The following is a 26,781-nucleotide window of genomic DNA, read 5'->3' on the forward strand; positions in this document are numbered from 1 at the left end:
GCGCCGTCATGGTCGCCCACGCCAGCCTGACCGCCCGCCGACTGGGCCTCAGCCCGCCGCCGCGCTCCAGCGAGATGCTGGACGTGCTGGAGCTCTACGCCTTCGTGCGGCCGGCCAAGTTCTGCGCCCCGTCGCCGTCGGGGCTGGCGCTGGCGCTGGGCCGCACCGAGCCCAAGGGGGCCGAGGCTCAGGCCCAGGCCCTGCGCGACGCCGCCGCCGACTTGCTGAATGAACTGACTGACCCCGCCTATCCGGGCCGCGAGGACGCCTTCACCCTGGCCGGGACGCTGGACCGGGCGGGCTGGTCCTGGGGATCGCGCGTGCTGGCCGCGCTTCAGGCCGGGCCTTTGCGGGATCGCCGAGAGCGCGGCACGGGACTGGATGTCTGGTCGCGCCTGGCCGAGTGGGAGGACGAGGCCCCGCGCGGCGAGGCCGGGTCCGCCCCGGTGGACTCAGAAAGCGCCCGCATCCGTCTGGACAAGCTGTTGCAGGCCTCGGGTCTGGACGAGACCCGCCCGGCCCAGTCCGACTACGCCGCCGAGGCCGCCTACGCCTTTTCGCCGCGAAACGAGGAGGGCCGTCCGCGCGTCCTGCTGGCCGAGGCCGGCACCGGCACCGGCAAGACCCTGGGCTATCTGGCCCCCGCCAGCCTGTGGGCCGAGCGCAACTCCGGCGCGGCCTGGGTCTCGACCTATACCCGTGCCCTGCAACGCCAGATCGACCGCGAAAGCCGCGCCCTGTGGCCTGACGAGGCCGAGCGCCGCAAGAAGACGGTGGTCCGAAAAGGCCGCGAAAACTACCTCTGCCTGCTGAACCTGCAGGACATGATGCAGGCGGCCCAGCTGGGCAATGGCGACCTGATCGGCATGGGGTTGGCCGCGCGCTGGGCCGCGCATAGCCGCGACGGTGACATGACCGGCGGCGACTATCCCGGCTGGCTGCCCGGCCTCTACGCCGCCGCCCCTAGCCATCAGGCCAGCCCGGCCAATCTGGTCGACCGGCGCGGCGAATGCGTCCACGCCGCCTGTCCGCACTACCGTCTTTGCTTCGTCGAGAAGACCATCCGCGCCAGCCGCCGGGCCGATCTGGTCGTGGCCAACCACGCCCTGGTCATGACCCAGGCCGCCTTCGACGGCGCCCGATCCGCGCGCGGTCAGAAGCAGGATGGCGAGACGGCGGCGTTGAAGCGCATCGTCTTCGACGAGGGCCACCACCTGTTCGACGCGGCCGACAGCGCCTTCTCCGCCGCCCTGTCGGGTCAGGAAGCCGCCGAGCTGCGCCGCTGGATCCGAGGCCCCGAGGGGCGCGGCCGTCGCGGGCGCGGGCTGGAGCAACGGCTGGGCGACCTGTGCGCCGACAACGAGGCCGCCGCCAAGGCCCTGAAGGACGCCATGATCGCCGCCGCCGCCCTGCCGGGCGAGGGCGTCTCGGGCCGCATCGCCCCGGCGTCGGGCGAGATCAATCCCATCGGCCCGATCGAGGCCTTCCTGGTCGCGGCGCTGGAACAGCTGCGCGCCCGCAGTCAGGAAACCGGCGGGACCGAGTTCGGACTGGAGTGCGCCCTGCGTCCCGCCACCGAGCCGGTGCTGCAGGCCGCCCGCGCCGCCGCCCGCGCCATCGCCGCCGTCGAGGCGCCGCTTCTGGCCCTGTCGCGCCACCTCGAGGATATCCTCGACGAGGAGGCCGCCGAGCTGGACGGCGCCGCCCGCGCCCGCATCGAGGGCGCCCTGCGCGGCATGGATCGGCGGGCGCGCATGACCCTGCCCGGCTGGCGCTCCATGCTGGCTGCGCTCGAAGAAGGCGGTGATGAACCCGATCCCGATTTCGTCGATTGGTTGAGCGCCGAGGCTGCGTTCGGCCGCATCCACGACGTGGCCCTGCGCCGCCACTGGATCGACCCGACCGTGCCGCTGGAAGCCGCCGTCATCATGCCCGCGCACGGCGTTCTGGTGACCTCGGCCACCCTGTCCGATCCCGCCGCCGAGGACCCCTTCCAACTGGCCCGGATGCGCACCGGCGCGGCGCGCCTGATCGAACCGGCACGGACGCTGAAGGTGGACAGCCCCTTCGACTACGCCGCCAACAGCCGCATCATCGTCGTCAACGACCTGATGAAGGACGACCCGCGCCAGATCGCGGCGGCCATGCGCGAGCTCTTCTTGGCGGCGGGCGGCGGAGGCGTGGGCCTGTTCACCGCCATCCGCCGACTGAAAGCCGTCTATGAGCGGCTGGGCCCTGACCTGGCCAAGGCGGGCGTCCCCCTCTACGCCCAGCACGTCGATCCGCTGGAAGTCGGGGCCTTGGTGGACGTTTTCCGCGCCGAACAGGACTCCTGCCTGCTCGGCACCGACGCCGTGCGCGACGGGGTCGATGTGCCGGGGCGCTCCCTGCGCGTTCTCGCCTTCGACCGCGTGCCGTGGCCGCGCCCCGACCTGCTGCACAAGGCGCGCCGCGAGCGTTTTGGCGGCAAGGGCTACGACGACGCCCTGGCGCGCGGCCGGATCGCGCAGGCGTTCGGCCGTCTGATCCGCCGCGCCGACGACAAGGGGGTCTTCCTCATGCTGGACGCCGCCTGTCCGACGCGGCTGTTCGCGGGTCTGCCGCCTGGAACCGAGGTGCAGCGCATGGGTCTGGCCGAGGCGGTGGAACTGACCAAGGGCTTCCTTAATCCTGAGGCCTGAAGCCCTCCGCTCCTCCTTCCTTTCGTCATCCTCCGGCAAGCCGCGCAGCGGCGCTGACCGGGGGACTCAGCGGCGCCCGCAGGGCGAAAACCCCACGCGCCGCGTCCGTCACAAAGATCGCCTTCGGCGCCGCTGGGTCCCCCGGCCTCCGCTTCGCTTCGCCGGAGGATGACGAAAATGATGAGCTCGGCTATCACCCGAGCCTTCGTTGCGATCGGCAATCCATGTCCAAGACCACCCCCGCGACCGTCGCTCTGACCCAGGCCGGCGTCGCCTTCGACCTCTTCCCCTACGCCTACGACCCCGACGCGCCGCGCGTGGGATTGCAAGCGGCTGAGGCGCTGGGCTGGGCGCCGGAGCAGGTGTTCAAGACGCTGATGACCCTGGTGGACGCCAAGCCCGCCTGCGTCATCGTTCCCTCCGACTGCGAGGTCAGCATGAAGAAGCTGGCGGCGGTCCTCGGGGGCAAGTCGGCCCAGATGATGAAGCCCGCCGACGCTGAACGCTTGACCGGCTACAAGGTCGGCGGCGTCAGTCCCTTTGGTCAGAGGAAGGCCGTGCCGACCGTGATGGACGAGACGGCCATCCTGTTCGACCGCATCCTGATCAATGGCGGCCAGCGCGGCCTGCTGCTAGGCCTGACGCCGGACGAGGCGGCGCGGGCGGCGGAGGCGAGGCTGGCTGATCTTACGGCCTAGCCTTCGAACGTCACGACCACGCTGTCAGCCGAGCGCTCGGCCTCGCCGTGGAAGACCGCCTCGATGTTGTTGCCGTCCGGGTCCAGCAGGAAGGCGGCGTAGTAGCCGGGGTGATAGGGTCGCTCGCCCGGCGCGCCGTTGTCGGTCCCGCCCGCCGAAAGCCCCGCCTTGTGGAAGGCCTCGACCATGGCGCGGTCGCGCGCCTGAAAGGCCAGATGGCAGCGGCCGGTCGGTCGGCCCGCCGAAGCGATGCTGTCTACCGCCGAGACGAACAGTTCGTCGGCCCAGAAGAAGCGTTCCGCCTCGCCGCCGATCGGCACGCCCAGGGCCTCCAGCACTGCGCCGTAGAAGCGGCGGCTGGCCTCCAGATCGGGCGTCACCAGTTGCAGGTGGTCGATCAGGCGGCCGCGATGAAGCTGCTGCGTCTCCATGGTCTTCGTCTCCTGTCAGGTTGCGATTCGAACGGGCGACAGCCTGGCCTGTTCCTGCTGACAGGGCGTGTCAGCAGCCGCGCGGCCTGCTAAACCGCGCCCATGACCGACGCTCACGCTGAACCTGTCCGCCACAGCCGCAAGGGGCTGATCATCCCCTTTGCCATCGTCTTCGTCGGCCTGGCCCTGTGGACCGGCTGGTGGTTCTTTCTGACGCAGCAGATCGAACAGAAGCTGGAAGGCCGCATCGCCCGGCTGGAGCAGTCGGGCTGGAGCGTGAAGCACGCGGGGCTCTCCACGACCGGCTGGCCGCTGCGGGCCAGGGTGGCGATGAAGCACGTCGATGTCGTCGCTCCCTCGGGCCACGCGGTCGCCGCGCCTGAGATCGTGGCGGAGGCCAATGCCTATAACCCGACCAAGTGGGTCATCGCCGCGCCGAACGGCCTGGTCATGACGCGCGGGGCCAAGGGCAAGACGGCGGTGCGCGCCGAGTCCATTCGCATGAGCATCCACGGCCTGACCCAGCGCTGGCCCAATGTCGTGGTCGAGCTGGCCAAGCCGGTCTTCACCGCCCTGCCGGACGCCGAGCCCTTCCCCTTGTCCAAGGCCGGTCTGGTTCAGTTTTACATGCGGCCGCACTTGGCCGGCTCGAACGCGCCGACCGACGACGTCGACGTCCTGTTCCGTCTGGTCGACGGCGAGGGCCGGCCCAATGGGCCGGTCGAGGGCCTGACACAGTCCGGCAAGCTGAACGCCCAGGTGGAGGCTGTGATCGAGAAGGCCGGCGCCCTGAAGGGCGCGGACGCGCACGGCCTGCTGTCGGCCTGGACCGCCGCTGGCGGGCGTTTCATCGACATGAAGGGCGAGCTGGGCGCGGGCGAGAGCAAGACCTTCCTGTCCAGCCCAGCCCTGTCGGCCGACGACAAGGGCCGTCTGCAAGGCGAGGTCTTCTTGCGCGCCGAGAAGCCTTTGGCCGCCATCGTCGGTCTGGCCGGGGCTACCCAGGGCGGATCGGTCGATCGCGCCGCCGCCGCCCGCGCCGCCGCCGCCACGCCGCAGGGCGGGGCCGGGGATCAGGGGCAGGCCGTCGATCTGGTGCTGAACTTCAAGGGCGGGCGCACCTATCTGGGGCCCTTCGCCCTGGCCCCGGCGCCGCAGTTGTTCTGATGCTGGTCGAGCCGCCCGAGGACGCGGAACGTCTGGCCCTGGACCGCGCCCTGATCGCGGCGGCGCGCGCCCGCATCGCCGCCGGAGCACGTGGTTCGGCCGACGCTGACGCCATCGCCCTGCGCGAGCTGCTGCGTGACATTCCCGTATCCGAGCGTCCGGTCCTGCGCGCCGTGCTGGGCCGCATCGAGGCCGCGACCGGCCCGGCGCTGTCGACCTGCGGGCCGCTGTCGCAAGCCTTGGCCGCCGACCGCTGGGGCCTGATCGGGCGTCCGACGGCCGAGCCGGATCAGGCGCTCCTGACGGCCCGGCAAGGGGGGCGCGCCCTGATCGACCTTGGCGTCCGGCCCTGGTGGGGCAAGCTGCTGGCCCTGCCCATGCTCAAGGTCGTCGCCGCCCTGCCGGACGATGCGGCGGGCGTGCCGCGCGCCCTGCTGGTCTCGACCGAGGCCCCCGGCCCGACCGGCGACGACCGCACCTTCTGGGTCACCGACAGTCCGGCGTCCGACGCCCGCATCGTGACGGCTCTGGGCGAGGCCGGCCTGATCGCCGCGCCCCTGACGGCAGGCGGCGGCTTGAAGCTGTTTACCCTGACAGGCTATGTGCAGGCCGAGGACGGGCGGTTGATCGACGCCCCCGGCCAGATGAGCGGCGTCATCGGCGCCGCCCCCGTTTACTGACCACAGACTTCGAGGATGACGCCCATGACCGACGCGACCAAAACCGCGCCCGCCCCCAAGCCCGGCATCCTCGACATCGCCCCCTATGTAGGCGGCAAGGGCGCCATCGCCGGCTTCGCCGAGCCGATGAAGCTGTCCTCGAACGAGAACGCCCTGGGCGCGGGCGAGAAGGCGCGCGAGGCCTATGCCGCCGCCCTGAAGAACATCCACGTCTATCCCGATGGCCGCGCCACCAAGCTGCGCGAGGCCGTGGCCGCCCATCACGGTCTGGAGGCCGAGCGCCTGATCTTCGGCAACGGCTCGGACGAGGTCTTCGCCCTGCTGAACCAGACCTATCTGAGCGCGGGCGACAACATCGTCACCGGCCAGTACGGCTTCCTCGCCTATCGCATCTCGGCCAAGGCCTGCGGCGCCGAGGTCAAGCTGGCGGCCGAGCCCAACATGAAGGCCGAGGTCGAGGCCATCCTCGAACAGGTCGATGAGCGGACGAAGATCGTCTACGTCTCCAACCCGTCCAACCCGACCGGCAGTTGGAACTCGGGCGAGGAAATTCGCCGCCTGCACGCGGCTTTGCCGTCGCACATCATCCTGGTGGTGGACGAGGCCTATGCCGAGTTCGTGGTCGAGCCGGAATGGGAGACCAGCTTCGGTCTGGCCCGCGAGGCGTCCAACGTCGTCGTCACCCGCACCTTCTCCAAGATCCACGGCCTGGGCGGCCTGCGTATCGGCTTCGGCTACGCCCCGCTGGCGATCGAGCAGGCGGTGGACCGCATCCGCCTGCCGTTCAACGTCTCGGTGCCGGGCCTCGACGCCGCCACCGCCGCCCTGTCGGACGAGGCGCACCAGAAGGCCTCGCGCGATCTGGTGCTGGACTGGCGTCCGCGCATGACCCAGGCCATTCGCGGCTTCGGTTTCGAGGTCTTCCCCTCGGCGGGCAACTTCGTCCTGGTGCGGTTCGCGGACGACAAGCGCAACGCCGCCGCCGCCAACGACTATCTGAACTCAAAGGGCGTCATCGTTCGTCCGGTCGGCGGTTATGGCCTGCCCGACTGCCTGCGCATCACCATCGGCACCGAAGACCAGAACCGCGCCGTGATCGACGCCCTCAGCGAGTTCGCCGCCAGTTGATCTGGCGGGGCGTCAGTCGCCGCTGTTGAAGCGGACGACCCCGATCAGGCCCGCGCGCCAGACGTGGTCGTCCTTCAGCAGGGGGCTGTCCTTGATGTCGCCCAGACGCTGTTCGTAGTTGACGAAGGCGCCCATGCCGAAACGGTCGCCGATCGGGATGGCCAGCAGGGCGGCCGCCCCGGCCCCGGCCGCGCCGCCGGACGGCTCATAGGCGGTGAAGCCGCTGCCCGGAACGGCGTCCGGGGCGATGCCGAAATACCGCTTGGCCCGCGCATCGTCGAAGGCGCGGCCATAGGCCATGACCTGCAGCAGGCCGACGGGCGTCACGCGCTGGTGACCGACCGAGGCCATGTATTCCATGCCCGCGTCGTCGCCGGTGGCGTCGTGCTGGATGCGGCCGCCGACCACCACATTCCCCGGCAGGCGCTTGTAGGCGTAGATCGCTGCGTCGGCGCCCAGGTCGGGCCGGTCCAGGGTGGAGCCCTCGATATCGCCGGCGGCGAAACGCGGGCGCAGTTGCACCCCGGCATGGAAGCCGTCGCGCTTGATCGCGTTCCAGCCCAGGCCGTCCAGGCCGTTGGCGTAAACCACGTCGCGATAGGAGGCCGAGCCCCAGGCGGTGAAATTGAACTGATCGCTCTTGGCGCCGGTGGCGCTGAAACCGCGCACCACGCCGCCGCCGATGTCGACCTTCCACGTCTTGGTCGCCTCGACTGCCTCATAGGGCTGGGCCTGGGCCAGGGCGGAGGCGGCAGGCAGAGCGACGAAGGCGACCGCAGTCAGGGCGGCGAGACGGCGGGCGGCGCGTAAAGGCATGAAGGGATCGCAGGTCAACGGCTGATGATATGGCCGTTCTGCAGAGCCTAGGTTTTGGGCGGCAACAAGGCGGTGGAGGCGGTTTCGATCCGGTTTTCCAGTTCCGCCATGAACTCAGCCCGTTTCAGGCCGGCCGGGATGGGCGGCAGGAACTCGAAGACGATGGTGCCCGGATAGCGCTTGAAGCCATGGGCAGGCCAGTGAACCCCCGAGTTGGTGGCGACTGGCCAGCAGGGGCTGTCCAGGTCGCGATACAGGGCGGCGATGCCAGGCTTGTAGTCGGGGGCGGCGCCGATCTCGCCGCGCGTGCCTTCTGGGAAGATCAGGATCTGGCGGCCCTCGGCGTGACGGGCGCGGGCCTGACGCACCATGTCCTTCAGCGCCTTGGAATGGGCCGAACGGTCGACGGCGATCATCCTAGTCTTCCAAGCGAACCAGCCGAAGAAGGGCAGGACCATCAGTTCCTTCTTCATGATGAAGCAGGCGTCGTCGAGGAAGGCGAAGGGGGCGATGACGTCCAGCATGCCCTGATGCTTGGCGGCGATCAGAGCCGGGCCGGTCGGGCGGTGCTCCAGCCCGCGCACTTCGACCTTGACCCCAGCGATCCAGCGCAGGCCGAACAGGACGAATTTCGACCACAACTTGATGACGCCGACGGCGACACGGTGCGGCATCAGCAGGGCCGGCGACAGGCCGACGGCGAAGATCACCATCGACAGATAGAGCCAGGCGACAAAGATCAGGGAGCGCAGGGTGGTCATTCAGGCAGTCTCTAGCTGGGGCTGCGGCGCCGATCGTTCCGGGTGGTGGCCCCGCAGGCGGTGCATCCCCTCGCGGCCCAGCACGGCCAGGTATTTCATGTATTCCAGCGTCATCCGGCGGGCGGTGACGGCGGCGCGCCACCAGCCGGAATTGTCCAGCGACGGCGTCGAGACGGCGTAGGGCGTCAGCTTGACGCCGGGAGCCGCGCCGCGGATCTCCAGCAGGCTGCGCGGCATGTGATAGTCGGAGGTGACGACGATCAGGCTGTCATAGTGCTTGGCCTTGGCCCAGGCGGCGATCTCCTGGGCGTTGCCGACGGTGTTCTCGGCCTCGAAGCCCAGGTCGACGCAGCAGTTGAACAGCTTGCTGGAACCCGGCGTCAGGGCCCGCAGCTCCTGGCGGCGCACGTCGCGGTTAACGCCCGAGATCAGCACCCGGCGCCCCTTGTCCTGCTCCAGCAGGCGGATGGCGGCGTTGACGCGTTCGGCCGAGGGGCCGGTCAGGGCGACGATGGCGTCGGCGCGCGCAGGCTCGGGCGCGGGCGTCAGGCCGCGCACGCGCTCGGCGAAGGCGAACAACCCCACCAGCCACATCAGCGCCACCACGGCGATCAGCGTCACGAACTTCATGATGCTTAACTAGCCACGACCGCCCAGCTTCGCCAGCGCCGTGAAGCGGGCGGCCAGCAATGCGACGCCGAAAGCCAGCAGCGGACAGGCGATCAGGATGGCCAGATCGCTGAAGGCCAGGGGCAGGGCCGGGGTCAGCCCGCCCTCGCCGCCGATCAGGCGCACCAGGGCCAGCAGCAAGGCGGCGACGCCGGCCCCCAGGGCGCCGGCCTGGGCCGCCAAACCGCCGAAGCGCCGCTGGAACAAGCCGGCGACATAGCTGTCCGAGGCGCCGTTCAGGCTCAGGGTCTCGATCACGTTGGCCTGGGCCGCCATGCCCGCGCGCGTGGCGTAGGCGATGACGGCGGCGGTGGCGGCCGCGATCAGCAGGAAGGCGGCCCCCGCCAGGGCCGTGATGACGCCCGCCGAACGCTCGACCTCGCCGCGCCATAGGCTGTGGTCGTCCACCGTGGCGTCCAGCCCGGCCTCGGCCAGGGCCCGGCTGAGGGTGGGCGCGCTGGCCGGGTTGTTCGGGTCCAGACGGACCGTGACCAGATAGGGCAGGGGCAGGTCGGGCAGGGCCGCCTCGCCGACCCAGGGCCGCAGAAGGGCCTCGGCGGCCTTCCTGTCCATGGCCTCAGCCTCGGCCACGCCCTTGACCCCGGCCAGGGTCTCGGCGGCGCGGGCGGCGGCGGTGGGGCCGGTCTCGTCCACGCGCGGGCGCACCTGGACCGTGGCTTCGCCGCGCAGTTGGTGGGCCCAGCCGTGGGCCGCCCGGTCGGCGGCCACGGCCCCGACGGCGGTGATGGAGGCGAGGAAGCACAGGACGGCGACGACCACCATCAGCCAGCGCTCGCCGCCCGCCTCGCGCGACAGCAGGGCGGGGCCGCGTCGGAACAGGGCGCGGATCATGCGGCCTCTCCTGCGGGTTCCATTCGGCTCAGATGGCCGTCCTCCAGCCGCAGAACCGTGGCGCCGACGCGCTCGGCCAGGGCCTCGTCGTGGCTGGCGATCAGGATGGTGGCCCCCAGCTTGTTCAGCGACTGGAACAGCCGCATCAGCTTCTCGCCCATGGCCCGGTCGACGCTGCCGGTCGGCTCGTCGGCCAGGATCAGGCGCGGGCGGGTGATGACGGCGCGGGCGATGGCCAGTCTTTGCTTCTCGCCGCCGGACAGGGCCGGGGGCAGGGCGTCCATCCGCTGGCCCAGACCGACCCAGCGCAGCATCTCGGCCACGTCGGCGGCGTGATCGGCGGTCTTGCCGCCTGTCAGGGTCAGGGGCAGGGCCGCGTTTTCAAAGGCGGTCAGGTGATCCAGCAGGCGGAAATCCTGAAACACCACGCCCATGCGTCGGCGGAAGGCGGGCACGCCGCCGCGCGGCAGGTCGGTGACCTCGCGGCCGAACAGACTGATTCGCCCGGTCTGCGGTCGCTCGGCCAGGGTCAGCAGACGCAAAAGCGAAGACTTGCCCGCGCCGGACGGTCCGGTAAGGAAGTGGAAAGAGCCCTGCGGCAGACTAAGGTTAACGTCGCGCAGGACGTCGGGCCTGTCCGCATAACCGAAACCCACGCCCCGCAGGCGGACGGTGTCGGGCGCGGAATCAGGGTCGGCGGCGCGTCGGGTCGAGTTTGGCATTCAGGTTTCGTATTGGACCGGGGCGTTGCGGGCGCCTCGACAGGAGGGGGCGTCGAGCCTCGCAGTCAGCCGACATGATACTGACCTGCCCCGCCTGCGCCACCAGCTATTTTGTTCCCGATGAAGCGATCGGCTCGAACGGCCGTCGCGTGCGCTGCAAATCCTGCGGTCATGACTGGCGCGCGACGCTGGAGGATGAGCCGCTGGAACTGTCCGCCGCCTCCGAAGACCCCGTCGTCGAGGGCGGCTTCGGCAAGCGTGAGGAAGCGCCCGAAACCCTGGCCGAAACCCCGGCCCCGGAACTGCCCCGCGCCTTCCGCGCCAAGGCCGAGCAGAAACGCCGAATGAAGAAGGCCGCGGCCCAGGGCGCCGCCTGGGCGGCCCTGGCTGTCATCCTGCTGGCCCTGATCGGCGCCGCCTTCGCCTTCCGTCTGCAGATCGTTCAGGCCTGGCCTCAGGCCGCCGCCGCCTACAAGCTGGTCGGCGCGCCGGTGAACCTGGCGGGGCTGGAGTTCGAGGCCGTGGGCGCCAAGACCGCGCCCCATGATCCGGGCAAGGTCGTGGTCTCGGGCGCCCTGAGGAACATTCGCGACAACGAAGTGGTGGCCCCGCCGGTGCGCGTGGCCCTGCTGAACGCCGCGGGCGCCGAGGTGGCCCACCGCATCGTCCGCCTGGAGACCGCGCCTGTCCTGCCGGGCAAGGTCCAGGGCTTCGCCGTCGTCATCCCCGATCCCGAACGCAAGGCCTCCGGCGTCGGCGTCGATTTCGTGCTGGAGCCGAAGAAGACCGCCCGGGCTGCACCGCCGCCTGCGCCCCGCATCGAGCAGGCCGCCGCCCGCCCGGCGCGTCGCGCCCCGCCGCCGGCCCCGGAAGAGGGCCTGCGTCGCGCCACGGCCTATGATCTGTCCCCCGTGGACGCAACGCCCCTCGACAGCAGCCCCGCCTAGGGGGTATCCGCCGGGCATGGCTGATCACGACCCGACGCCCGCCCCGACTGTTCTTCTGCCGCAAGCCGAGATCGAGGCGATCGTCGCCGATCTGGCGCGGCGCATCGCCCCTGTCATCGACGATGAGACCGTGGCCGCCGTCCTGCTGACCGGCGGACTGTGGTTCGGGGCCGATCTGACCCGCGCCCTGTCGCGCGAAGGCCGCAACGTCCGCTTTGACGCCCTGTGGCTGGCCTCCTACGGCGACGAGACCACCAGCCGCGGCAAGATCGACGTCTACGCGCCCTATCAGCGCCCGATCGCGGGCAAGCGCGTCCTGATCCTCGACGACGTCTTCGACACCGGCCTGTCGCTGGCCGAGGCGGTGCGCATTACGAAAGAAGCGGGCGCGTCCGAGGTCCTGACCTGCGTCTTCGCCCGCAAGCCCTGGCCCAAGCCCCGTGCGCCGGAACCCGACTTCGTCGGCTGGGAGGCCCCGAACCGCTTCCTCGTCGGCTACGGCCTGGACCACAAGGGCGGGATGCGCGGCCTGCCCGACATCTGCGCCCTGGACTGATGGCTGTTTCGGGGAAGTCGCCACTTGCCCGGATTGAATCGGCTTTCGGCTGCGCGGGATTTCCCGACGCTCTCTTCTACGAATTTCCCAATGCTCTACGCTTTGAGTTGGCTGGCGATCAGTCACGAGTGGCGACCAGCTTTTTCACGGCGACAGATAGAATTCGGGGGGTAGCCCGAGATCTCTTCGCTCAATCTGACCGACTGACGGCGGTGGTTTCTTTCTGGGAACAGGGACGCGACAAGCCCAAACCCAGCCGACCGTTAGGGCCCCTGAAGGAGCTCGGCTTCACCGCGCCTTTCGGCCGATGCTGCCGGGTGCTTGAGGAAGACTTTAGCGCTGATGAGCCGGCAGCGGAGCGTCTGTGGCGATGTTGGCGTACCGCCGAGTTCTCCCCGGATGCTCAATCGTTGGATGCTCTCGCCTGGGCGTCAATCGCATGGGGGCCGATAGCGCCCCAGCCATCTTCGATTGCCGTTTACATCGTCGACTTTGAAAGGCGGATAGCGCTGCATCCCTATGACGATCGCGGCATGGACGTCATCGGGATGTCGCCCCAATCGCTAAAGCCGATCTACGACCGACATAGGGCTTGGCTCCTGTCCTTCGATCAGGATCGAATGGATGCAGTCTTCGGCTAAAGCCAGTCCGCCATCGGTTCGCGCGCGAACATCTGCTCGTAGGTCGGGCGCGGCCGGATGACCGCGCTGCGCGCGCCGTCGACCAGAACCTCGGCGGCCAGGGGGCGGGTGTTGTATTCGCCGCTCATCACCGCGCCGTAAGCGCCGGCGCTCATGAAGACGACCAGATCGCCGGCCTCGAACGGCGGCAGTTCGCGGTCGCGGGCGAAGGTGTCGCCGGTCTCGCAGACCGGGCCGACCACGTCATAGGGGATCATGTCGCCGTCGCGCGGACGCACGGCCTTCAGGTCGTGGAAGGCGTCATAGAGGGCGGGGCGCATCAGGTCGTTCATCGCCGCGTCCAGCACCAGGAAGCGACGGCCATCGGTGCGCTCATTGACCTGGATGACCCGGCTCAGCAGGACGCCCGCATTGGCGGCCATCAGACGACCCGGCTCGAACGCCGCCTCGACACCCAAGCCATCCAGCACCCGCGCGGCCATGGCCACATAGTCGGCGGGCGAAGCGGTTTCAGCATCGCCGTAATAGGGCACGCCCAGACCGCCGCCGAGGTCGAGGCGGGTGACGCTGTGGCCCTGCGCCCGCAGGGTCTCGGTCATCTCGCGCAGGACGCGGAAGGCGTTTTCCAGCGGGGTCAGGTCGGTGATCTGGCTGCCGATGTGGCAGGCCAGGCCCACGGGCGTGACATGGGGCGAGGCTGAGGCGCGGGCGTAGAGGGCCATAGCCTCCTCGACCGGCACGCCGAACTTGTCGCCGGCGCCGCCGGTGGTGATCTTGGCGTGGCCGCCCGCGCCGATCTTGGGATTGACGCGAATGGCGATGCTTGGTGTCCCTATCGGACGCGACGCGGTCGCGCCCTGCTTGAGGGACGCGGCCACCGCGATCAACCGTTCCAGTTCGGCCGAGGACTCGACGTTGATCTGGCGCACCCCGACGTCGATGGCGAAGGCCAGTTCGGCGTCGGTCTTGCCCACGCCCGAGAAGATGATGCGTTCGCCCGGAACGCCCGCCGCCAGGGCGCGGCGGATCTCGCCCTCGGACACGGTGTCGGCGCCGCAGCCCAACTGGGCCAGGGTCGCCAGCACCGACAGGTTGGAGTTGGCCTTGACCGCAAAGGCGATCAGGGCTTCGCCCAGTGCATTCTTATGCGCGTCACAGGCGTCGCGCAGCAGGCCGTAATGACGGCGCAGGGTGGCCGAGGAATAGACATAGGTCGGGGTCCCGACCTCTGCCGCCAGCTTTTCCAGCGAGACGCCCTCGGCGTGCAGAACGCCGTCCTCAAGGTCGAAATAATGCACCGGCGGGGAGTCCAGTCAGGAGGGGAGGGGAAGGCCGATCAGCGCGACGGCGGACGGCCGAACGGGTCGGAGGCGCCGCTGTCGATGGGGTTGTTCCGGGGGGCCGTGTTGATGGTCGCCGGTTCCGGCATGTGCTCGGCGTTCTTGTCACGCGGCGCGCGCTCGGTCTGGACGGCGCCGGGCGCTTCCAGATCGGCCATGCGGCCGCAGCCCGCCAGCAGAAGGGCGGCGGCGCCCGCCAGGATCAGGGTCTTCTTCACAGGCGGTTTCTCCAGTCGGTGATGCGGGCGCGGACCTGTTCCGGCGCCGTGCCGCCGAAGCTCTGGCGGCTGGCGCAGGAGGCTTCGGGCGTCAGGACTTCATACACGGCTTTGGTGATGCCGGAATCCAGAGCCTGCAATTCTTCCAGCGGCAGATCGCCCAGACCGACGCCCAGCGCCTCGGCCCGCTTCACCGCGGCGCCGGTGACATGGTGCGCCTTGCGGAAGGGTAGGTTCAGTTCGCGCACCAGCCAGTCGGCCAGGTCGGTGGCGGTCGAGAAGCCGGCGCCGGCGGCGGCGGCCATGCGCGGGGTGTTGGGGATGATGGCGGCGACCATGGCGGTCATGGCCGTCAGCGCCAGATCGAGGGCGTCAAAGGCCTCGAACACCGGCGGCTTGTCCTCTTGCATATCTTTCGAATAGGCCAGCGGCAGGCCCTTCATCACCGTGGTCAGGGCGATCAGGGCGCCGTTGATGCGGCCCGTCTTGGCGCGCACCAGCTCGGCGGCGTCGGGGTTGCGCTTTTGCGGCATGATCGACGAGCCGGTGGTCAGGTCGTCGGGCAGGGTGGCGAAGCCGAACATCGGCGTCATCCAGACCACAATCTCTTCGGCCAGACGCGACAGGTGGCCCGCCGCGATCGAGGCGGCGGCCAGGCTTTCCAGCGCAAAGTCGCGGTCCGACACGGCGTCGAGGCTGTTGGCCATGGGCCGGTCAAAGCCCAGGGCCTTGGCCGTCATGTGACGGTCGATGGGGAAGGGCGAACCGGCCAGGGCCGCGGCGCCCAGCGGGTTCTCGTTCATGCGCGCGCGGGCGTCGGCGAAGCGGCTGGCGTCGCGACCGAACATCTCGACATAGGCCATCAGGTGATGGCCGAAGGTCACCGGCTGGGCTGTCTGCAGATGGGTGAAGCCGGGCATCAGGTCGCCGGCGTGCTGTTCCGCCCGGTCCAGCAGGACGCCTTGCAGGGCCTTCAGTTGTTCGACGGTGCGGTCGCAGGCGTCGCGCACCCAGAGGCGGAAATCGGTCGCCACCTGATCGTTGCGGCTGCGCGCCGTGTGCAGACGCCCCGACGGCTCGCCGATCAGCTCCGACAGGCGGGCCTCGACGTTCATGTGGATGTCTTCATAGGCGTCGCGGAAGGGGAAGGACCCGTCCCGGATCTCGCCCTCGATGACGTCCAGTCCGCCCAGGATGGCCTCGGCGTCAGCGGGCTGGATGATGCCCTGTTGGGCAAGCATGCGGCAATGCGCCCGCGATCCGGCCAGGTCCTGGGCCCACAGGCGTTTATCGACGCCGATGGAGACGTTGATGGCCTGCATGATGTCGGCGGGCTTGGCGCTGAAGCGTCCGCCCCATAGAGACTGACCTTGAGGGGTGTTGGAAGGCGTGTCGGACATGAGCGGCTCTAAACGGACTTTGGCGGGCGTGGCGACAGTGCTGGCGCTAGCCGTCGTAATCGGCGGCGCGGCGCTGCTATACGCCAATCGGGACGGCGGGGGCAAAGAGTCCGCGTCATCGGCCCTGTCGGTCTACGCCAGGGGCTCGCTAGGCAAGCTGCTGACGCCCGCTCCGGCCCCTGCGCCCGACTATGTCTTCAAGGACGCCGAGGGCCGCGATGTCCGCTTTGCCGATTTCACGGGCAGGGTGACGGTGGTCAATCTGTGGGCGACCTGGTGCGCGCCCTGCAAGATCGAGATGCCCACGCTCGCCGCTCTGGCCGAGCACTACAAGGACCGCGACGACGTCGCCGTGGTGACGATCAGCATGGACGTGGACAAGGCCGTGCCTGAGGCTCGCGCCTTCATCGCCGAGCATCCGCCGCTGGTCTATTACGCCGATCCCAGGTTCCAGCTACCGTTCGAATTCCCCGGCAAGGGGGCCATGCCCCAGACCATCCTGCTGGACCGCCAGGGCAAAGTCCGCGCCGTCCTGACCGGCGAAGCCGACTGGGCCAGCGATGAGGCCAAGGCTCTGGTGGAGGCGCTTCTTGCAGAAGAAGACCGCTAACGGCCGCGACACGGTCGCGGCCTGCTTGAGCGGAAAGGCGGAGGGCCGGTCCTCCTGCTCTTGAGCGAGAAGTCGTTGTGAGCAGCATGGCGTCGCACAAAGAAAAACGCCGCGGTCCTTCGACCGCGGCGCCCACCTTCTCCCTCAAGGGGAGAGGGCCTTAGCCCCAGGGGCGGAAGTGTTTCGACAGTTTCAGCCCCTGGCTCTGATAGTGGCTGCCGCCTTCGCCATAGAGGCGGGTCGGGCGTTCCGTCAGCGGCTCATAGACCAGGCGAGCGACGATCTGGCCGTGTTCCAGCAGGAAGGGGGTGTCGTGGGTGCGAACCTCCAGCACGCCCTTGGAGCCCGCGCCGTGGGCCTCGTCCGTGCCGAAGCCGGGGTCGAAGAAGCCGGCGTAGTGGACGCGGAACTCGCCAACCGAGGGGTCGATGGGGGTCATCTCGGCGGCCTGATCCACCGGGATCTCCACGTCGTCCGACGAGGCCAGGATGTAGAACTCGCCCGGATCGAGCAGCAGTTCGCCGCGACGCAGGGTCAGCGGCTCCCAGAAGTCGCGCGGGTCGTGGCCGTCGATGTGATCCATGTTGACCACCCCGGCGTGGCGACGGCCGCGGAAGCCGACGACGCCGTTCTCGCCCGCCTGCAGGTCGACGCCGACGCTGCGGGTCTCCAGCTTGGGCGGATCGCCGGCCTTGAGACGCAGCTGGTTCAGGCGGGTGCCGGGCTTGACCAGGATGGAGAAGGTCTGGGGCGCGATCTCGAGGTAGAGGGGGCCGTCATAGCCTTCGTCCACGTCGTCGAAGCTGCCGCCCTTGTCGGTCAGCAGGCGGACGAAGACGTCCACGCGGCCGGTCGAGCTTTTCGGGTTGGCGCGGGCGTTCAAGCCCTTGGGCAGGCTGAGGCGTTCCTGCAGCCGGGCGATATAGACGCAGCCCTTTTCCAACACCACGCCGCCCGACAGGTCGATGGCGTGCATCTCCACGTCCTGGATGCGGTCCTCGACCTTGCGCTGACCGGGCAGGAAGGAGGCGCGCACGCGCCAGGCCTGGTTCGACAGGCGCAGGTCCAGGCTGGCTGGCTGCACCTGATCGTGATCGAAGGGGGTGTCGGACTTGATCGCGCCGGTGGCGATCAGGGTCTCGATGCCCTGGAAGGGCAGAATGCCGGGCTGGGCGGGAATCTCGAAGATGCTCATGCCGTCCTGTCTCACACGGTTTTTTCCATCTGTCTCGCTTCGGAATGCGACATCCGTAGCGCCAGACGGGTTGAACCCCGAGGTCGGCGGGCTGCATATAGCCTATGCACGCCCCTCCTGCCTATACCGCCGAAACCGAAGGCGTCGTCGTCCGCGTCCGCCCCTCCTATCTGGCGGCCCAGTCGGACCCCGACGGCGGGCGCTGGGTCTGGGCCTATCAGATCGAGATCGTCAACCTGACCGGCTCGCCAGTGCAGTTGGTGGCGCGGCGCTGGACCATCACCGACGCCTACGGTCATGTCGAGGAAGTGCGCGGACAGGGCGTGGTCGGCGAGCAGCCGGTGATCGAGGCCGGCGACAGCTATTCCTACGCCTCGGGCTGTCCTCTGGGCGCCTCGTCCGGTTCGATGGTCGGCGCCTACTACATGACCGACGTGGACGGCCGGATGTTCGAGGCGGCCATTCCGGCCTTTAGCCTGGATGTGCCGGACACGCGACGGGTGCTGAACTAGGCCGCCTCTCAGCTGTCATCCCGGACGGTCCGAAGGGCCGATCCGGGACCCAGGCGGTCAGACCGGCAGCTACGGTGTGCGTATCAGGCGTCTGGGTTCCGGGTTCCGCTGCGCGGCCCCGGAATGACAGCGGTTGGTGCGAGGTCGCGCCCAACAAAAAACCCCCGCCTTGCGGCGAGGGCGATAGGGCTGCGTCAACCCGGATGAACCGCAGCCCCCTGATTTCATCCGGCAAGCCGGACGAAATCAGTTTCTTGTTGGGCCGCGGTCAAAAGGCTCCGCCATTTCGACCCGACGCGGCCTGGCGCTTCGCGCGCGCTCAAGCAGCGAGCGACCGCGTCGCGAGCGGTAGCGCTCTTAAATATAACGCCGCAGGCTGCGCGCCAGTTCGCTGGCGCCGTCCTTGGAGGCGCCGCGGCGGACTTGCGGTTGGTAGGCGACGCGGGCGTGTTCGCCGCAATAGACGTTTTCCGTGGCGCGGCGGCCGCAGAAGCTGAACTCGCGCGACGACGGGTCGCCGATCGGCCATTTGCACATGTGGGCGCCCAGGGTCATCACCGTGGCCGTGCCGGGCAGTTCCGGCATGGGGGCAGGGGCGACGGGCTGGGCGGTCATGACCGGACGCGGGGCGGCGGCCTCGATGCGGCGCGGGGCCGACGGGGCCTGAACCGGAGCGGCCGGAGCGGCGGGGCGCGGACGGGTGGCGGCGCGGAAGGTGGTGCGCGCCGGTTGCGACGGCGCAGCGCGGCCCGACAGGCCCAGGCGGTGCACCTTGCCGATCACGGCGTTGCGGGTCACGCCGCCGCCGAGGGTCTTGGCGATCTGGCTTGCCGACTGGCCTTCCAGCCAGAGCTTCTTCAGCGCGCCGACGCGGTCTTCAGTCCAGCTAGCTGTGGTCATGGCCACCCTCCCGGGGATCGGATTCAATATCTTGGGTCACCAACGGATTTCACCGCCTCGACCTACTTCTAATCGTAAAGCAGCCCTTAAAACACGCAAGATGTGGCAATTCAGCTGTCCACAGAAACCAGATGTAGTGTGGTTAACGTCCCGTTTTGAATCAGTTTTGCGGCGCCTCGCAAAACGTCGGGCGCCTTGCGAAACCAGCTTAGCGGGCGCATCTGGGCGCCTATGAAGACCGATCTCGCCGCCACTCGCCCTTCCGGCTTGCCCCAACCGCGTCGCTACGACGGGATCAACTGGGTCGGCCTGCGCACCCTCTACCTGCGTGAGGTGCGCCGTTTCTGGAAGGTGGGCGCCCAGACCGTGGCGGCGCCGGTGGTGACGACCCTGCTCTACATGCTGGTCTTCGTGGTGGCCTTGAAGGGCGCGCGGCCGCCGCTGCACGGCACCCCCTTCGCCGAGTTCGTGGCCCCGGGCCTGATCATGATGGCCATTCTTCAGAACGCCTTCGCCAACGCCTCGTCCAGCCTGATCCAGGCCAAGATCATGGGCACGGCGACCGACTTCCTGACGCCGCCGCTCAGCCCGCTGGAGCTGACCATTGGCTTCACCCTGGGGGCCGCGACGCGCGGCGTGGCGGTCGGTCTGGTGACGGCCCTGTGCGTCCTGCCCTTCGCCAAGCTGGGCGTCGCCAATATCGCCCTGATCGTCTGGTTCGGCCTGATCGCTTCGCTGCTGATGGGGATGACGGGCGTGCTGGCGGGGCTGTGGTCCGAGAAGTTCGACCATCTGTCGGCGGTGCAGAACTTCGTGGTCATGCCGATGACCTTCCTGTCCGGCACCTTCTACTTGATCGACAGCCTGCCCGAGCCCTTCGCCAGCATCAGCCGCTTCAACCCCTTCTTCTATCTGATCGACGGCTTCCGGGCCGGCTTCATCGGCCACGCCGAGGGCAATCTGATGATCGGCGTGGTCATGAGCGCTGTGCTGACGGTGCTGATGGGTGCGGCCTGCTGGCTGGTGTTCCGTTCGGGCTGGCGCCTGAAGAGCTGAGCCTTTAGGCAGGGCGGATCGGCTCCGGGGAGAGGGGCCTCTGGGAGGTTCCTCATGCTGTTCCGATCCGTTCTGGCGTCCGCCGTCGCCGTCGCCGCGCTTCTGTCCACGCCCGCGTTGGCGCAGGACGCCGAGGCGTTGAAGGCCCAGGTCGGCGCCTATGTGCAGCCCTCCAATAGCGAGCGGATGAACGTCCTTGTGGGCCAACTGCGCGCCGCCGGCTTCAATCCGACTATCGAGACCTTCGAAGGCGGTGGCCGCGCGGGTCCGATGCAGGGCTCCAACGTCGTCGTCACCATTGGCGAGGGCGCCAAGGAAATCCTGCTGACCGCCCACTATGACGCGGTCAAACTGCGCGACGGGACCATGTCCCAAGGCGTGATCGACAACGCTGGTTCGGTGGTGGCCCTGATCGAGGCGGCCAAGATCCTGCGCGACAAGCCCCTGAGCCACCGCGTCCGCGTCATCTTCTTCGACCAGGAAGAGCTGGGCCTGATCGGCGCCAAGAAGTGGATCGAGGCCCACGGCGTCGCCAATGTCGCCGCCGTGGTGAACTCGGATGTCGCCGCCTATGGCGACACCATGATGTACGGCCAGAACAACGGGCCGCAGTCGGCCTTCGTCACCCGCGCCACCCAGGAGTTGTGCGCCGAGCGCGCCCTGCAGTGCGTCGGCTTCCCCGAATATCCGCCCTCCGACGACCGCGCCTTCTCGGCGGCGGGCGCGCCGGTGGTGTCGCTGGGCTTCCAGGACGAGGTCGGCGCCCACCAGATGTGGTTGGCCTTCAACGGCGGCAAGGAAAACGGTCTGGCCGAGGGCTTTGTCCCGCAAGTCTTCCGCGTGATCCACTCCAAGGACGACGCCATCGAGGCCGTTGAGGGGGCAACCATCGCCACCGCCGGCGCCACCTACGCCGCCCTGATCCAGAAGCTGGACGCGCAACTGCGCTGACAGCGGTCGGCACGGTGTTGACTATGGGCAAATAGCGCCCGACAAGTCCCTCACCCTTTTTGAAGCGGTCCCGTCGCTGATGCGCCGGGGCCGTCTCGCTTTATGGAGTCTGCCTGTGTCCGGTCATCTGATGGGTGTCTACAATCGCGCGCCGCTGGAAGTGGAGCGCGGCCAGGGCGTCCGCCTGTGGTCCACTGACGGGACCGAGTATCTGGACTGCGTCTCGGGCATCTCGACCAACGCCCTGGGCCACGCCCACCCCAAGCTGGTGCAGGCTGTCAAGGATCAGGCCGAGAAGCTGTGGCACGTCTCCAACATCTTCAAGATTCCGGGCCAGGACGCCCTGGCTGACGCCCTGTGCGAGAAGTCGTTCGCCGACGTGGTCTTCTTCACCAACTCGGGCACCGAGGCGGTCGAGTGCGCCCTGAAGACGGCGCGCAAGTTCCACTCGGTCAACGGCCAGCCGGAACGCATCGACATCTACGGCTTCGACGGCTCCTTCCACGGCCGCACCTATGGCGCCATCAACGCCGCCGCCAACCCCAGCTACACCGAGGGCTTCGGGCCCAAGATGGAAGGCTTCCATCAGCTGAAGTGGGGCGACAAGGAGGCCCTTGCGGCGGCCTTTGAGAACCCGACCACGGCGGCTGTCATCCTGGAGCCGGTTCAGGGCGAGGGCGGCTGCCGTTCGACCCCCGAAGAAGACCTGCGCTGGATGCGCGAGATGGCCGACCAGTACGGCGTCCTGATCATCTTCGACGAGGTCCAGTGCGGCATGGGCCGGACCGGCAAGCTGTGGGCCCACGAATGGGCCGGCATGACGCCGGACATCATGGCGGTGGCCAAGGCCCTGGGCGGCGGCTTCCCCATCGGCGCCTGCCTGTCGACGGCCGAGGCGGCCAAGGGCATGACGGTCGGCGCCCACGGCTCGACCTTTGGCGGCAACCCCCTGGCCATGGCCGTCGGTCAGGCCGCCTTCGACGAGGTGTCGTCGGACGCCATCCTGGCCAACGTCAACGAGGTGGCCGGCTATCTGAAGCAGCAGCTTCACGGCCTGGCCGAGCGCTTCCCCGACGTGATCGTCGAGGTGCGCGGCAAGGGTCTGCTGGTCGGCGTCAAGCTGGTCCCCAACAACCGCGACTTCATGGGCTGGGCCCGCGACGAGGCCAAGTTGCTGGTCGCCGGCGGCGGCGACAACCTGGTCCGCATCCTGCCGCCGCTGAACATCACCCTCGAAGAGGCCCGCGAAGCCGTCGAGAAGTTCGAAACGGCCTGCGAGTTCGCCCGCACCAAGCTGGCGGCGTAAGTGCTTTCTCCCTCCCCTTCATGGGGAGGGTGACTGAGCCCCCATCGGGGGTGAAGTCGGGTGGGGACGACGTCCCTTCATTTCCGGTTTCCGCAAGGTCGCCCCCACCCGGCCCCTGCGGGACCACCCTCCCCAGAGCGGGGAGGGAGAGGTTCTGTCATGGTCCGTCACTTCCTCGACATTCACCGGCTGGACTCGGCCGACCTGCGCGCCATTCTGGACGACGCCCACGCCCGCAAGCAGGCGCGCAAGGGCTGGCCTCAGGGGCGTTCCGACGCCGATGCGCCGGGCAAGGACCGCGTCCTGGCCATGATCTTCGAGAAGAACTCGACGCGCACCCGTTTCAGCTTCGACGCAGCTATCCGCCAGCTGGGCGGCTCGGCCATCATCGCCACGGCATCCGATATGCAGTTGGGGCGCGGCGAGCCGGTCGAGGACACGGCCAAGGTCCTGTCGCGCATGGTCGACGCCGTGATGATCCGCGCCAACAATCATGAGGACGTCGAGCGTTTCGCCCGCGTCTCCACCGTGCCCGTCGTCAACGGCCTGACCGACCGCAGCCACCCGTGCCAGATCCTGGCCGACCTGCTGACGATCGAGGAGCACCTGGGTCCGATCGCGGGCAAGACCGTCGCCTGGGTCGGCGACGGCAACAACGTCTGCCACAGCTTCATGCACGCGGCGGCCAAGTTCGGCTTCCGTCTGAACGTCGCCTGTCCGGCGGAATACCACCCCGACCTGCGTGACCTGGAGAAGGGCGGCGCCCACGTCTTCCTGACCAGCGACCCGCGCGAGGCCGTGGTCGGCGCTGACGTGGTGGTCACCGACACCTGGGTGTCGATGGGCGATCAGGACTATGAGGCGCGTCTGGCCGCCTTCGAGCCCTATCAGGTCGACGAGGCCCTGATGGAGCGGGCCAACGCCGACGCCGTCTTCCTGCACTGCCTGCCCGCCCACCGCGGCGAAGAGGTGACGGACGAAGTCATCGACGGCCCGCGCTCGCTGATCTGGGACGAGGCCGAGAACCGCATCCACGCTCAGAAGGCGGTCTTGGCTTGGTGTTTCGCAGGCGAGTGAACCTCGCCTGCGAAGGGGCCCTAACGCCTCGCCCGCGGGGCGAGGCTGCTTGAGGGCTTTTTTTCCGCGCTCGCCTCAGTAGGGGGGCGGGACGGTGCGTCCGCTCAGGGTCGAGGCCAGGTGGATCAGCAGCAGGAAGGTCAGCGCCCCGGCGACCAGCATGATGAACCGCCACGGCATCATGCGCGGCCCCTTTGACAGGTCCGGCGGCCGCGCCCCGCGCCAGCCGGAAAACACGGCAACGGCGATGGCGGCGGCCAGCAGAGTCAGGGTCAGCGAAGGGCTCATGGCGAGGGCAGGTGGCGTTTAAGGCGCCGCTTCGCAAGGCGAAAATTCGCGAGAAGCTGAATCTAAACGCAGCGTTAACCATATCGGGCTGAAAAGCGCGACATCGCGATCAAGCGCTGCCGGTGATTCTGTCGCCTCAGGCGCCAGATATTGCGGTTAACGACACGTTTACACGCTTGATCTGGAGCGGTAGCGTCCCACAAAGACTCGGGAGGCGAATCAGTGAGCGCAGCAGCGCCGTGGAGCGTGAAGGGGATAGACCCCAAGGCTCGCGAGATCGCCAAGGACCTTGCGCGCCGTTCAGGCATGACGCTCGGCGAGTGGCTGAATTCCATGATCATGGACGAGCCGGACGAGGACGAGGGCGTCACGCCTCTGCCGCGCCGCACGCCCATTCCCGATCCCTATGACCGTCGCAGCCGTTCGCGTCGGCTGGACGACGTCTATGGCGCCGACGAGGACGACCTGCGCCTCGGCGCCTCGCTGGAAATCATCGCCGGTCGGCTGGAGGCCGCCGAGCGCCGCTCGACCATCGCCATTCAGGGCGTTGATCAGGCCGTGGCCGGTCTGGTGCGGCGGATGGAGAAGCAGGACGAGATCGGCCTGGGCTATGCGCGCCGAATCGACGACATCGCCGACGAACTGCGCGAGGGCCACAAGCGTCTGCGCCGCTTCGAGCAGGAGACTGGCCCCAAGAGCGAAGAAGGCTTCGCCCGACTGGACGCCGCCCTGGGCGCCGTCTCCAGTCGCCTGTTCGATCTGGACGAGCGTCAGCGGAACACCATCGGCGAACTGCGCGAGCGGATGGAGGCGGTCGAGAAGGCTGCGGGTCCCGGTCCGGGCACGGATGTTCTGGCTCAGGTCGGCGTCCGGCTGGACGAGGCGCAGGAGCGCACCTCTGACGCGCTGAAGGGGCTGGAACGATCGTTCGCCGCCCTGGATCTGCGGCTACGCGCCGCCGAGAGCCAGGTCGAGCCCGAGCACAGCCGTGAGGCGGCCCGGTTCGAGAAGCTGGCCGAGACCCTGACGCGGCAGGTCGAAGGCAGCCGTGTCGAGATGATGCGGCGTCTCGACGTGGCCGAAACCGAAGGCCGTGTGGACCGCATCGAGCGCGCCCTGGCCGCTGTGGGCGATCAGACTCGCGCCGCCGAGCAGCGCTCGGCCGACGCCGTGGAAGCCATGGGCCGTGAGGTTCTGCGCATCGCACAGAATTTGAATCAGCGGGTCGAGAAGGTCGAGGTCGGCGCTGTCGGCCCAGACGTCGAAGCCCTTGGCCAGGCCTTGAGCCAGACTCTAGGCCGCGAACTGAACGAGAAGCTGGATCGCGAGATGCAGCGCCACGCCCAGGCGGTGGATCAGCGCATCACCCGCTCGGACGATCAGCACGCCCTGGCGCTGGAGCGTCTGGGCGGCGAGATCACCCGCATCTCGGATCGCCTGTCCGAACGCATCGCCCAGTCGGAACGTCGCTCGGCCCAGGCCCTGGACGACATCGGCCGTCGCCTGACCGAAAACACCGACAAGATCGAGCAACGCCACGACCGCGCCTCGGGCGAACTGGGCGAACGGATGCGCCAGAGCGAGGAGCGCACGGCGCGCCTTCTGGCCGAGGCTCGCGACAGCATGGAACAGCGCGGAAGCCGCGCGGCCCGTCGCGAAACGCCGCTGGAAAGCCCGGAGCCGACGCCCTGGAGCCCGGCGGAGAGCCCGAGCGGGGACTGGCGCGCCGCCGCCTTCGCCGATCCTGTCGCCGACCTGTGGTCCGAGGATACTCTGGGCGGGGTGCTGGACGCCGCGCCATTCCCGAGCCCGACGGTCAGCGATCCCGAGCCGGTCTTCTCCGACCCTCTGGACGCCGAACTGAACGTCTTCGCTCCGGCCGAGGAGCCAGAGGCGCCGCCGTCGGCCCTGTTCGGCTCGAGCCCCGAGCGCGCTCGCTTCGGCGCGGTGTCGATGGAGCTGGTCGACGAGGTCGAACCGAACTTCGCCGAGCAGATGTTCGCCGCATCGGCGGCCGATGATTTCGGCGGCGCCGACGTCAGCGATGTCCTGGCCGATCCGGATCAGGGCGCGGTCGGCGGCTTGCCGCCGCTGGTGGACGGACCGGCGGGCGACGACGAGGACGGCTTCTCGGCCGACATCGACTTCATTGACCCGGCTGCGCTGAAGGCGGGCGCAGCCGCCGGTCGGGCCACCACCCGCGACACCTTGGACGCCGCGCGCGCCGCCATGGCCGGCGCCGAGGAAGCCCCGCGCAAGGGCTTCGGATTGAAGCGCGGCGGCAAGTCCAAGCTGCAGGAACGTCTGGATAGACAGGCCAGCCGCGAAGGCTCGACCATGCGCAAGGCCCTGGGCGCCTCGGCCGTGGCCGCCCTGGTCATGGGCGGGGGATACGCCTCGCTGCAACTGGCCGAAGGTTCGGGCCTGATCCTGCCCGACATGGCGACCCTGACCGGCGGCGCAGCCCCGGCCGCGGGAACGCCCGATGCGCCGATCGCGGCTGTGGCCCTCGACGCGACGCCGACCGAGGCTGTGCCGTCGCCGGACGTGGCGGCGAGCGAAGGTGCGGCCCTCTATGCGCGCGGCGTGCAGTTGATCGACAACGGCGACGACAGCGGTCTGGAGACCCTGAAGCGGGCGGCCAACCTGGGTTACGGCCCGGCGCAGATGCGTCTGGCGGGCCTCTATCAGGAGGGCGGCGCCGGCCTGACGCCTGATCCGGTCGAGGCGCGCGCCTGGGCGCGACGCGCGGCCGAGGGCGGCGAAGCGCGCGCCATGCATTATTACGCCATGCAGTTGTATGACGGCGAAGGCGGCGCGCGGAACCGCGTCGAGGCCCTGAACTGGCTCAAGAAGGCGGCCGAGGCCGGCCGCGTTGACAGCCAGTACAATGTGGCGCGTCTCTATGAGAAGGGCGACGAGGGCGTGGCCCCCAACGCGACTGAAGCCTTCAAGTGGTACATGATCGCGGCCCGACGCGGCGACCAGCAGGCCCTGGCGGCGGTGCAGCGGCTGACGCCCCTGACCTCGGCCGAGACGCGCCGCGTGGCCCGCGAGGCGGCGGACGCCTTCACAGTCGCGCCGTTGGCCTGACGGACGGCGGGTGAAGGCCCGGCGGGGGTGGCGGTTCGCCGCAGCCGCCGCTAAGACCGGGTTGTAGTCGCCTTTCCGGCGCAGTT

The 26,781-nt window shown here is 69.1% G+C and carries 27 protein-coding genes; 15 read left to right on the plus strand and 12 right to left on the minus strand.

The features are described from left to right. Positions 1-8: 8 nt before the first annotated feature. A complete protein-coding gene (locus tag CQ039_RS08915; protein ID WP_233190194.1) occupies positions 9-2,681 on the plus strand; it encodes an ATP-dependent DNA helicase in 2,673 nt (890 codons plus the stop codon). Between the two features lie 224 nt (positions 2,682-2,905). Beyond that, the gene (gene ybaK, locus CQ039_RS08920) at positions 2,906-3,379 is read left to right on the plus strand and encodes a Cys-tRNA(Pro) deacylase (protein WP_105563197.1); all 474 of its coding nucleotides are present in this window, start codon (positions 2,906-2,908) and stop codon (positions 3,377-3,379) included. Here the strand turns inward: ybaK and CQ039_RS08925 are convergent. After that, positions 3,376-3,810 (minus strand): VOC family protein, encoded by a 435-nt coding sequence (locus CQ039_RS08925; protein ID WP_105563196.1) that lies wholly within the window; start codon positions 3,808-3,810, stop codon positions 3,376-3,378. The two genes, ybaK and CQ039_RS08925, sit on opposite strands and share 4 nt — an antisense overlap. Positions 3,811-3,912: 102 nt before the next feature. Here CQ039_RS08925 and CQ039_RS08930 point away from each other — a divergent pair, with 102 nt between their 5' ends. From CQ039_RS08930 to hisC, 3 genes are read left to right on the plus strand one after another with little or no spacing between them, the layout of a single operon-like run. Then, a complete protein-coding gene (locus CQ039_RS08930) occupies positions 3,913-4,977 on the plus strand; it encodes a DUF2125 domain-containing protein (RefSeq protein ID WP_105563195.1) in 1,065 nt (354 codons plus the stop codon). Further along, positions 4,977-5,657 (plus strand): hypothetical protein, encoded by a 681-nt coding sequence (locus CQ039_RS08935; RefSeq protein ID WP_105563194.1) that lies wholly within the window; start codon positions 4,977-4,979, stop codon positions 5,655-5,657. Before CQ039_RS08930 ends, CQ039_RS08935 begins: the two co-directional genes overlap by 1 nt. Before the next feature lie 24 nt (positions 5,658-5,681). Then, the gene (gene hisC, locus CQ039_RS08940) at positions 5,682-6,785 is read left to right on the plus strand and encodes a histidinol-phosphate transaminase (protein ID WP_105563241.1); all 1,104 of its coding nucleotides are present in this window, start codon (positions 5,682-5,684) and stop codon (positions 6,783-6,785) included. Positions 6,786-6,797: 12 nt separating this feature from the next. Here hisC and CQ039_RS08945 read toward each other — a convergent pair whose 3' ends face one another. Genes CQ039_RS08945 through CQ039_RS08965 form a run of 5 tightly spaced genes read right to left on the minus strand, consistent with a single transcriptional unit; the run spans position 6,798 to position 10,605 of the window. Next, complete coding sequence (locus CQ039_RS08945) at positions 6,798-7,601, minus strand: MipA/OmpV family protein (protein ID WP_105563240.1); 804 nt, start codon at positions 7,599-7,601, stop codon at positions 6,798-6,800. 47 nt (positions 7,602-7,648) lie between these two features. After that, positions 7,649-8,362, minus strand: a complete 714-nt coding sequence (locus CQ039_RS08950; protein WP_105563193.1) for a 1-acyl-sn-glycerol-3-phosphate acyltransferase — start codon at positions 8,360-8,362, stop codon at positions 7,649-7,651. Continuing rightward, the gene (locus tag CQ039_RS08955; RefSeq protein WP_105563192.1) at positions 8,363-8,992 is read right to left on the minus strand and encodes a YdcF family protein; all 630 of its coding nucleotides are present in this window, start codon (positions 8,990-8,992) and stop codon (positions 8,363-8,365) included. Positions 8,993-9,001: 9 nt separating this feature from the next. Next, positions 9,002-9,883 (minus strand): ABC transporter permease, encoded by an 882-nt coding sequence (locus CQ039_RS08960; RefSeq protein ID WP_105563191.1) that lies wholly within the window; start codon positions 9,881-9,883, stop codon positions 9,002-9,004. Further along, on the minus strand, positions 9,880-10,605 hold the full coding sequence (locus CQ039_RS08965) for a cell division ATP-binding protein FtsE (protein WP_105563190.1): 726 nt from the start codon (positions 10,603-10,605) through the stop codon (positions 9,880-9,882). Before CQ039_RS08965 ends, CQ039_RS08960 begins: the two co-directional genes overlap by 4 nt. Positions 10,606-10,679: 74 nt before the next feature. On the opposite strand from CQ039_RS08965, the gene CQ039_RS08970 reads away from it, so the two are divergent. The 3 genes from CQ039_RS08970 to CQ039_RS08980 are packed head-to-tail and all read left to right on the plus strand — an operon-like array spanning position 10,680 to position 12,749. Continuing rightward, positions 10,680-11,552: a DUF3426 domain-containing protein gene (locus CQ039_RS08970; protein WP_105563189.1), complete on the plus strand. Its 873-nt coding sequence runs from the start codon at positions 10,680-10,682 to the stop codon at positions 11,550-11,552. A gap of 16 nt (positions 11,553-11,568) precedes the next feature. Next, on the plus strand, positions 11,569-12,108 hold the full coding sequence (locus tag CQ039_RS08975; RefSeq protein WP_105563188.1) for a phosphoribosyltransferase: 540 nt from the start codon (positions 11,569-11,571) through the stop codon (positions 12,106-12,108). Further along, entirely contained in the window at positions 12,108-12,749 is a 642-nt protein-coding gene (locus tag CQ039_RS08980; RefSeq protein WP_105563187.1) for a DUF3885 domain-containing protein, read from the plus strand. Before CQ039_RS08975 ends, CQ039_RS08980 begins: the two co-directional genes overlap by 1 nt. On the opposite strand, the gene lysA is transcribed toward CQ039_RS08980, so the two are convergent. From lysA to argH, 3 genes are read right to left on the minus strand one after another with little or no spacing between them, the layout of a single operon-like run. Beyond that, complete coding sequence (gene lysA, locus CQ039_RS08985) at positions 12,746-14,047, minus strand: diaminopimelate decarboxylase (protein ID WP_105563186.1); 1,302 nt, start codon at positions 14,045-14,047, stop codon at positions 12,746-12,748. The genes CQ039_RS08980 and lysA overlap by 4 nt on opposite strands. Positions 14,048-14,085: 38 nt before the next feature. Further along, on the minus strand, positions 14,086-14,307 hold the full coding sequence (locus CQ039_RS08990; protein ID WP_105563185.1) for a hypothetical protein: 222 nt from the start codon (positions 14,305-14,307) through the stop codon (positions 14,086-14,088). Beyond that, complete coding sequence (gene argH / locus CQ039_RS08995) at positions 14,304-15,707, minus strand: argininosuccinate lyase (RefSeq protein WP_105563184.1); 1,404 nt, start codon at positions 15,705-15,707, stop codon at positions 14,304-14,306. The genes CQ039_RS08990 and argH overlap by 4 nt, the downstream gene beginning before the upstream one ends. Between argH and CQ039_RS09000 the strand changes: the two genes are divergently transcribed. Further along, a complete protein-coding gene (locus tag CQ039_RS09000) occupies positions 15,706-16,317 on the plus strand; it encodes a TlpA disulfide reductase family protein (RefSeq protein WP_105563183.1) in 612 nt (203 codons plus the stop codon). The two genes, argH and CQ039_RS09000, sit on opposite strands and share 2 nt — an antisense overlap. Before the next feature lie 160 nt (positions 16,318-16,477). Here CQ039_RS09000 and CQ039_RS09005 read toward each other — a convergent pair whose 3' ends face one another. Continuing rightward, positions 16,478-17,512, minus strand: coding sequence for a 2'-deoxycytidine 5'-triphosphate deaminase (locus CQ039_RS09005; protein WP_105563182.1), 1,035 nt, complete (start codon positions 17,510-17,512; stop codon positions 16,478-16,480). A gap of 104 nt (positions 17,513-17,616) precedes the next feature. Here CQ039_RS09005 and apaG point away from each other — a divergent pair, with 104 nt between their 5' ends. Then, a complete protein-coding gene (gene apaG / locus CQ039_RS09010) occupies positions 17,617-18,024 on the plus strand; it encodes a Co2+/Mg2+ efflux protein ApaG (RefSeq protein ID WP_105563181.1) in 408 nt (135 codons plus the stop codon). Positions 18,025-18,381: 357 nt separating this feature from the next. Here apaG and CQ039_RS09015 read toward each other — a convergent pair whose 3' ends face one another. Next, complete coding sequence (locus CQ039_RS09015; RefSeq protein ID WP_105563180.1) at positions 18,382-18,924, minus strand: GcrA family cell cycle regulator; 543 nt, start codon at positions 18,922-18,924, stop codon at positions 18,382-18,384. A gap of 231 nt (positions 18,925-19,155) precedes the next feature. Between CQ039_RS09015 and CQ039_RS09020 the strand changes: the two genes are divergently transcribed. From CQ039_RS09020 to argF, 4 genes are all read left to right on the plus strand, one after another. Beyond that, positions 19,156-19,980 carry an ABC transporter permease gene (locus CQ039_RS09020; RefSeq protein ID WP_105563179.1) on the plus strand — a complete coding sequence of 275 codons (825 nt, stop codon included), beginning with the start codon at positions 19,156-19,158 and terminating at the stop codon, positions 19,978-19,980. 54 nt (positions 19,981-20,034) lie between these two features. Next, on the plus strand, positions 20,035-20,931 hold the full coding sequence (locus tag CQ039_RS09025) for a M20/M25/M40 family metallo-hydrolase (protein ID WP_105563178.1): 897 nt from the start codon (positions 20,035-20,037) through the stop codon (positions 20,929-20,931). Positions 20,932-21,061: 130 nt separating this feature from the next. Continuing rightward, positions 21,062-22,237, plus strand: a complete 1,176-nt coding sequence (locus CQ039_RS09030) for an aspartate aminotransferase family protein (RefSeq protein WP_105563239.1) — start codon at positions 21,062-21,064, stop codon at positions 22,235-22,237. A gap of 159 nt (positions 22,238-22,396) precedes the next feature. Further along, entirely contained in the window at positions 22,397-23,314 is a 918-nt protein-coding gene (argF, locus tag CQ039_RS09035) for an ornithine carbamoyltransferase (protein WP_105563177.1), read from the plus strand. A 75-nt stretch (positions 23,315-23,389) separates the two neighbouring features. Here the strand turns inward: argF and CQ039_RS09040 are convergent, their stop codons facing one another. After that, a complete protein-coding gene (locus tag CQ039_RS09040) occupies positions 23,390-23,602 on the minus strand; it encodes a hypothetical protein (RefSeq protein ID WP_105563176.1) in 213 nt (70 codons plus the stop codon). A gap of 222 nt (positions 23,603-23,824) precedes the next feature. Here CQ039_RS09040 and CQ039_RS09045 point away from each other — a divergent pair, with 222 nt between their 5' ends. Next, positions 23,825-26,695 (plus strand): hypothetical protein, encoded by a 2,871-nt coding sequence (locus CQ039_RS09045; RefSeq protein ID WP_233190191.1) that lies wholly within the window; start codon positions 23,825-23,827, stop codon positions 26,693-26,695. Positions 26,696-26,781: the final 86 nt, after the last annotated feature.

The organism is Brevundimonas sp. MYb52 (assembly GCF_002979535.1).
In the GTDB taxonomy this organism is placed as follows: Bacteria; Pseudomonadota; Alphaproteobacteria; order Caulobacterales; family Caulobacteraceae; genus Brevundimonas.

Excerpts from the sequence above, each read along its gene's own strand:
- CQ039_RS08915 (WP_233190194.1), top strand. The coding sequence starts at position 9 with ATGGTCGCCCACGCCAGCCTGACCGCCCGCCGACTGGGCCTCAGCCCG.
- ybaK (WP_105563197.1), top strand. The coding sequence starts at position 2,906 with ATGTCCAAGACCACCCCCGCGACCGTCGCTCTGACCCAGGCCGGCGTC.
- CQ039_RS08925 (WP_105563196.1), bottom strand. The coding sequence starts at position 3,810 with ATGGAGACGCAGCAGCTTCATCGCGGCCGCCTGATCGACCACCTGCAA.
- CQ039_RS08930 (WP_105563195.1), top strand. The coding sequence starts at position 3,913 with ATGACCGACGCTCACGCTGAACCTGTCCGCCACAGCCGCAAGGGGCTG.
- CQ039_RS08935 (WP_105563194.1), top strand. The coding sequence starts at position 4,977 with ATGCTGGTCGAGCCGCCCGAGGACGCGGAACGTCTGGCCCTGGACCGC.
- hisC (WP_105563241.1), top strand. The coding sequence starts at position 5,682 with ATGACCGACGCGACCAAAACCGCGCCCGCCCCCAAGCCCGGCATCCTC.
- CQ039_RS08945 (WP_105563240.1), bottom strand. The coding sequence starts at position 7,601 with ATGCCTTTACGCGCCGCCCGCCGTCTCGCCGCCCTGACTGCGGTCGCC.
- CQ039_RS08950 (WP_105563193.1), bottom strand. The coding sequence starts at position 8,362 with ATGACCACCCTGCGCTCCCTGATCTTTGTCGCCTGGCTCTATCTGTCG.
- CQ039_RS08955 (WP_105563192.1), bottom strand. The coding sequence starts at position 8,992 with ATGAAGTTCGTGACGCTGATCGCCGTGGTGGCGCTGATGTGGCTGGTG.
- CQ039_RS08960 (WP_105563191.1), bottom strand. The coding sequence starts at position 9,883 with ATGATCCGCGCCCTGTTCCGACGCGGCCCCGCCCTGCTGTCGCGCGAG.
- CQ039_RS08965 (WP_105563190.1), bottom strand. The coding sequence starts at position 10,605 with ATGCCAAACTCGACCCGACGCGCCGCCGACCCTGATTCCGCGCCCGAC.
- CQ039_RS08970 (WP_105563189.1), top strand. The coding sequence starts at position 10,680 with ATGATACTGACCTGCCCCGCCTGCGCCACCAGCTATTTTGTTCCCGAT.
- CQ039_RS08975 (WP_105563188.1), top strand. The coding sequence starts at position 11,569 with ATGGCTGATCACGACCCGACGCCCGCCCCGACTGTTCTTCTGCCGCAA.
- CQ039_RS08980 (WP_105563187.1), top strand. The coding sequence starts at position 12,108 with ATGGCTGTTTCGGGGAAGTCGCCACTTGCCCGGATTGAATCGGCTTTC.
- CQ039_RS09000 (WP_105563183.1), top strand. The coding sequence starts at position 15,706 with ATGAGCGGCTCTAAACGGACTTTGGCGGGCGTGGCGACAGTGCTGGCG.
- argH (WP_105563184.1), bottom strand. The coding sequence starts at position 15,707 with ATGTCCGACACGCCTTCCAACACCCCTCAAGGTCAGTCTCTATGGGGC.
- CQ039_RS09005 (WP_105563182.1), bottom strand. The coding sequence starts at position 17,512 with ATGAGCATCTTCGAGATTCCCGCCCAGCCCGGCATTCTGCCCTTCCAG.
- apaG (WP_105563181.1), top strand. The coding sequence starts at position 17,617 with ATGCACGCCCCTCCTGCCTATACCGCCGAAACCGAAGGCGTCGTCGTC.
- CQ039_RS09015 (WP_105563180.1), bottom strand. The coding sequence starts at position 18,924 with ATGACCACAGCTAGCTGGACTGAAGACCGCGTCGGCGCGCTGAAGAAG.
- CQ039_RS09020 (WP_105563179.1), top strand. The coding sequence starts at position 19,156 with ATGAAGACCGATCTCGCCGCCACTCGCCCTTCCGGCTTGCCCCAACCG.
- CQ039_RS09025 (WP_105563178.1), top strand. The coding sequence starts at position 20,035 with ATGCTGTTCCGATCCGTTCTGGCGTCCGCCGTCGCCGTCGCCGCGCTT.
- CQ039_RS09030 (WP_105563239.1), top strand. The coding sequence starts at position 21,062 with ATGGGTGTCTACAATCGCGCGCCGCTGGAAGTGGAGCGCGGCCAGGGC.
- argF (WP_105563177.1), top strand. The coding sequence starts at position 22,397 with ATGGTCCGTCACTTCCTCGACATTCACCGGCTGGACTCGGCCGACCTG.
- CQ039_RS09040 (WP_105563176.1), bottom strand. The coding sequence starts at position 23,602 with ATGAGCCCTTCGCTGACCCTGACTCTGCTGGCCGCCGCCATCGCCGTT.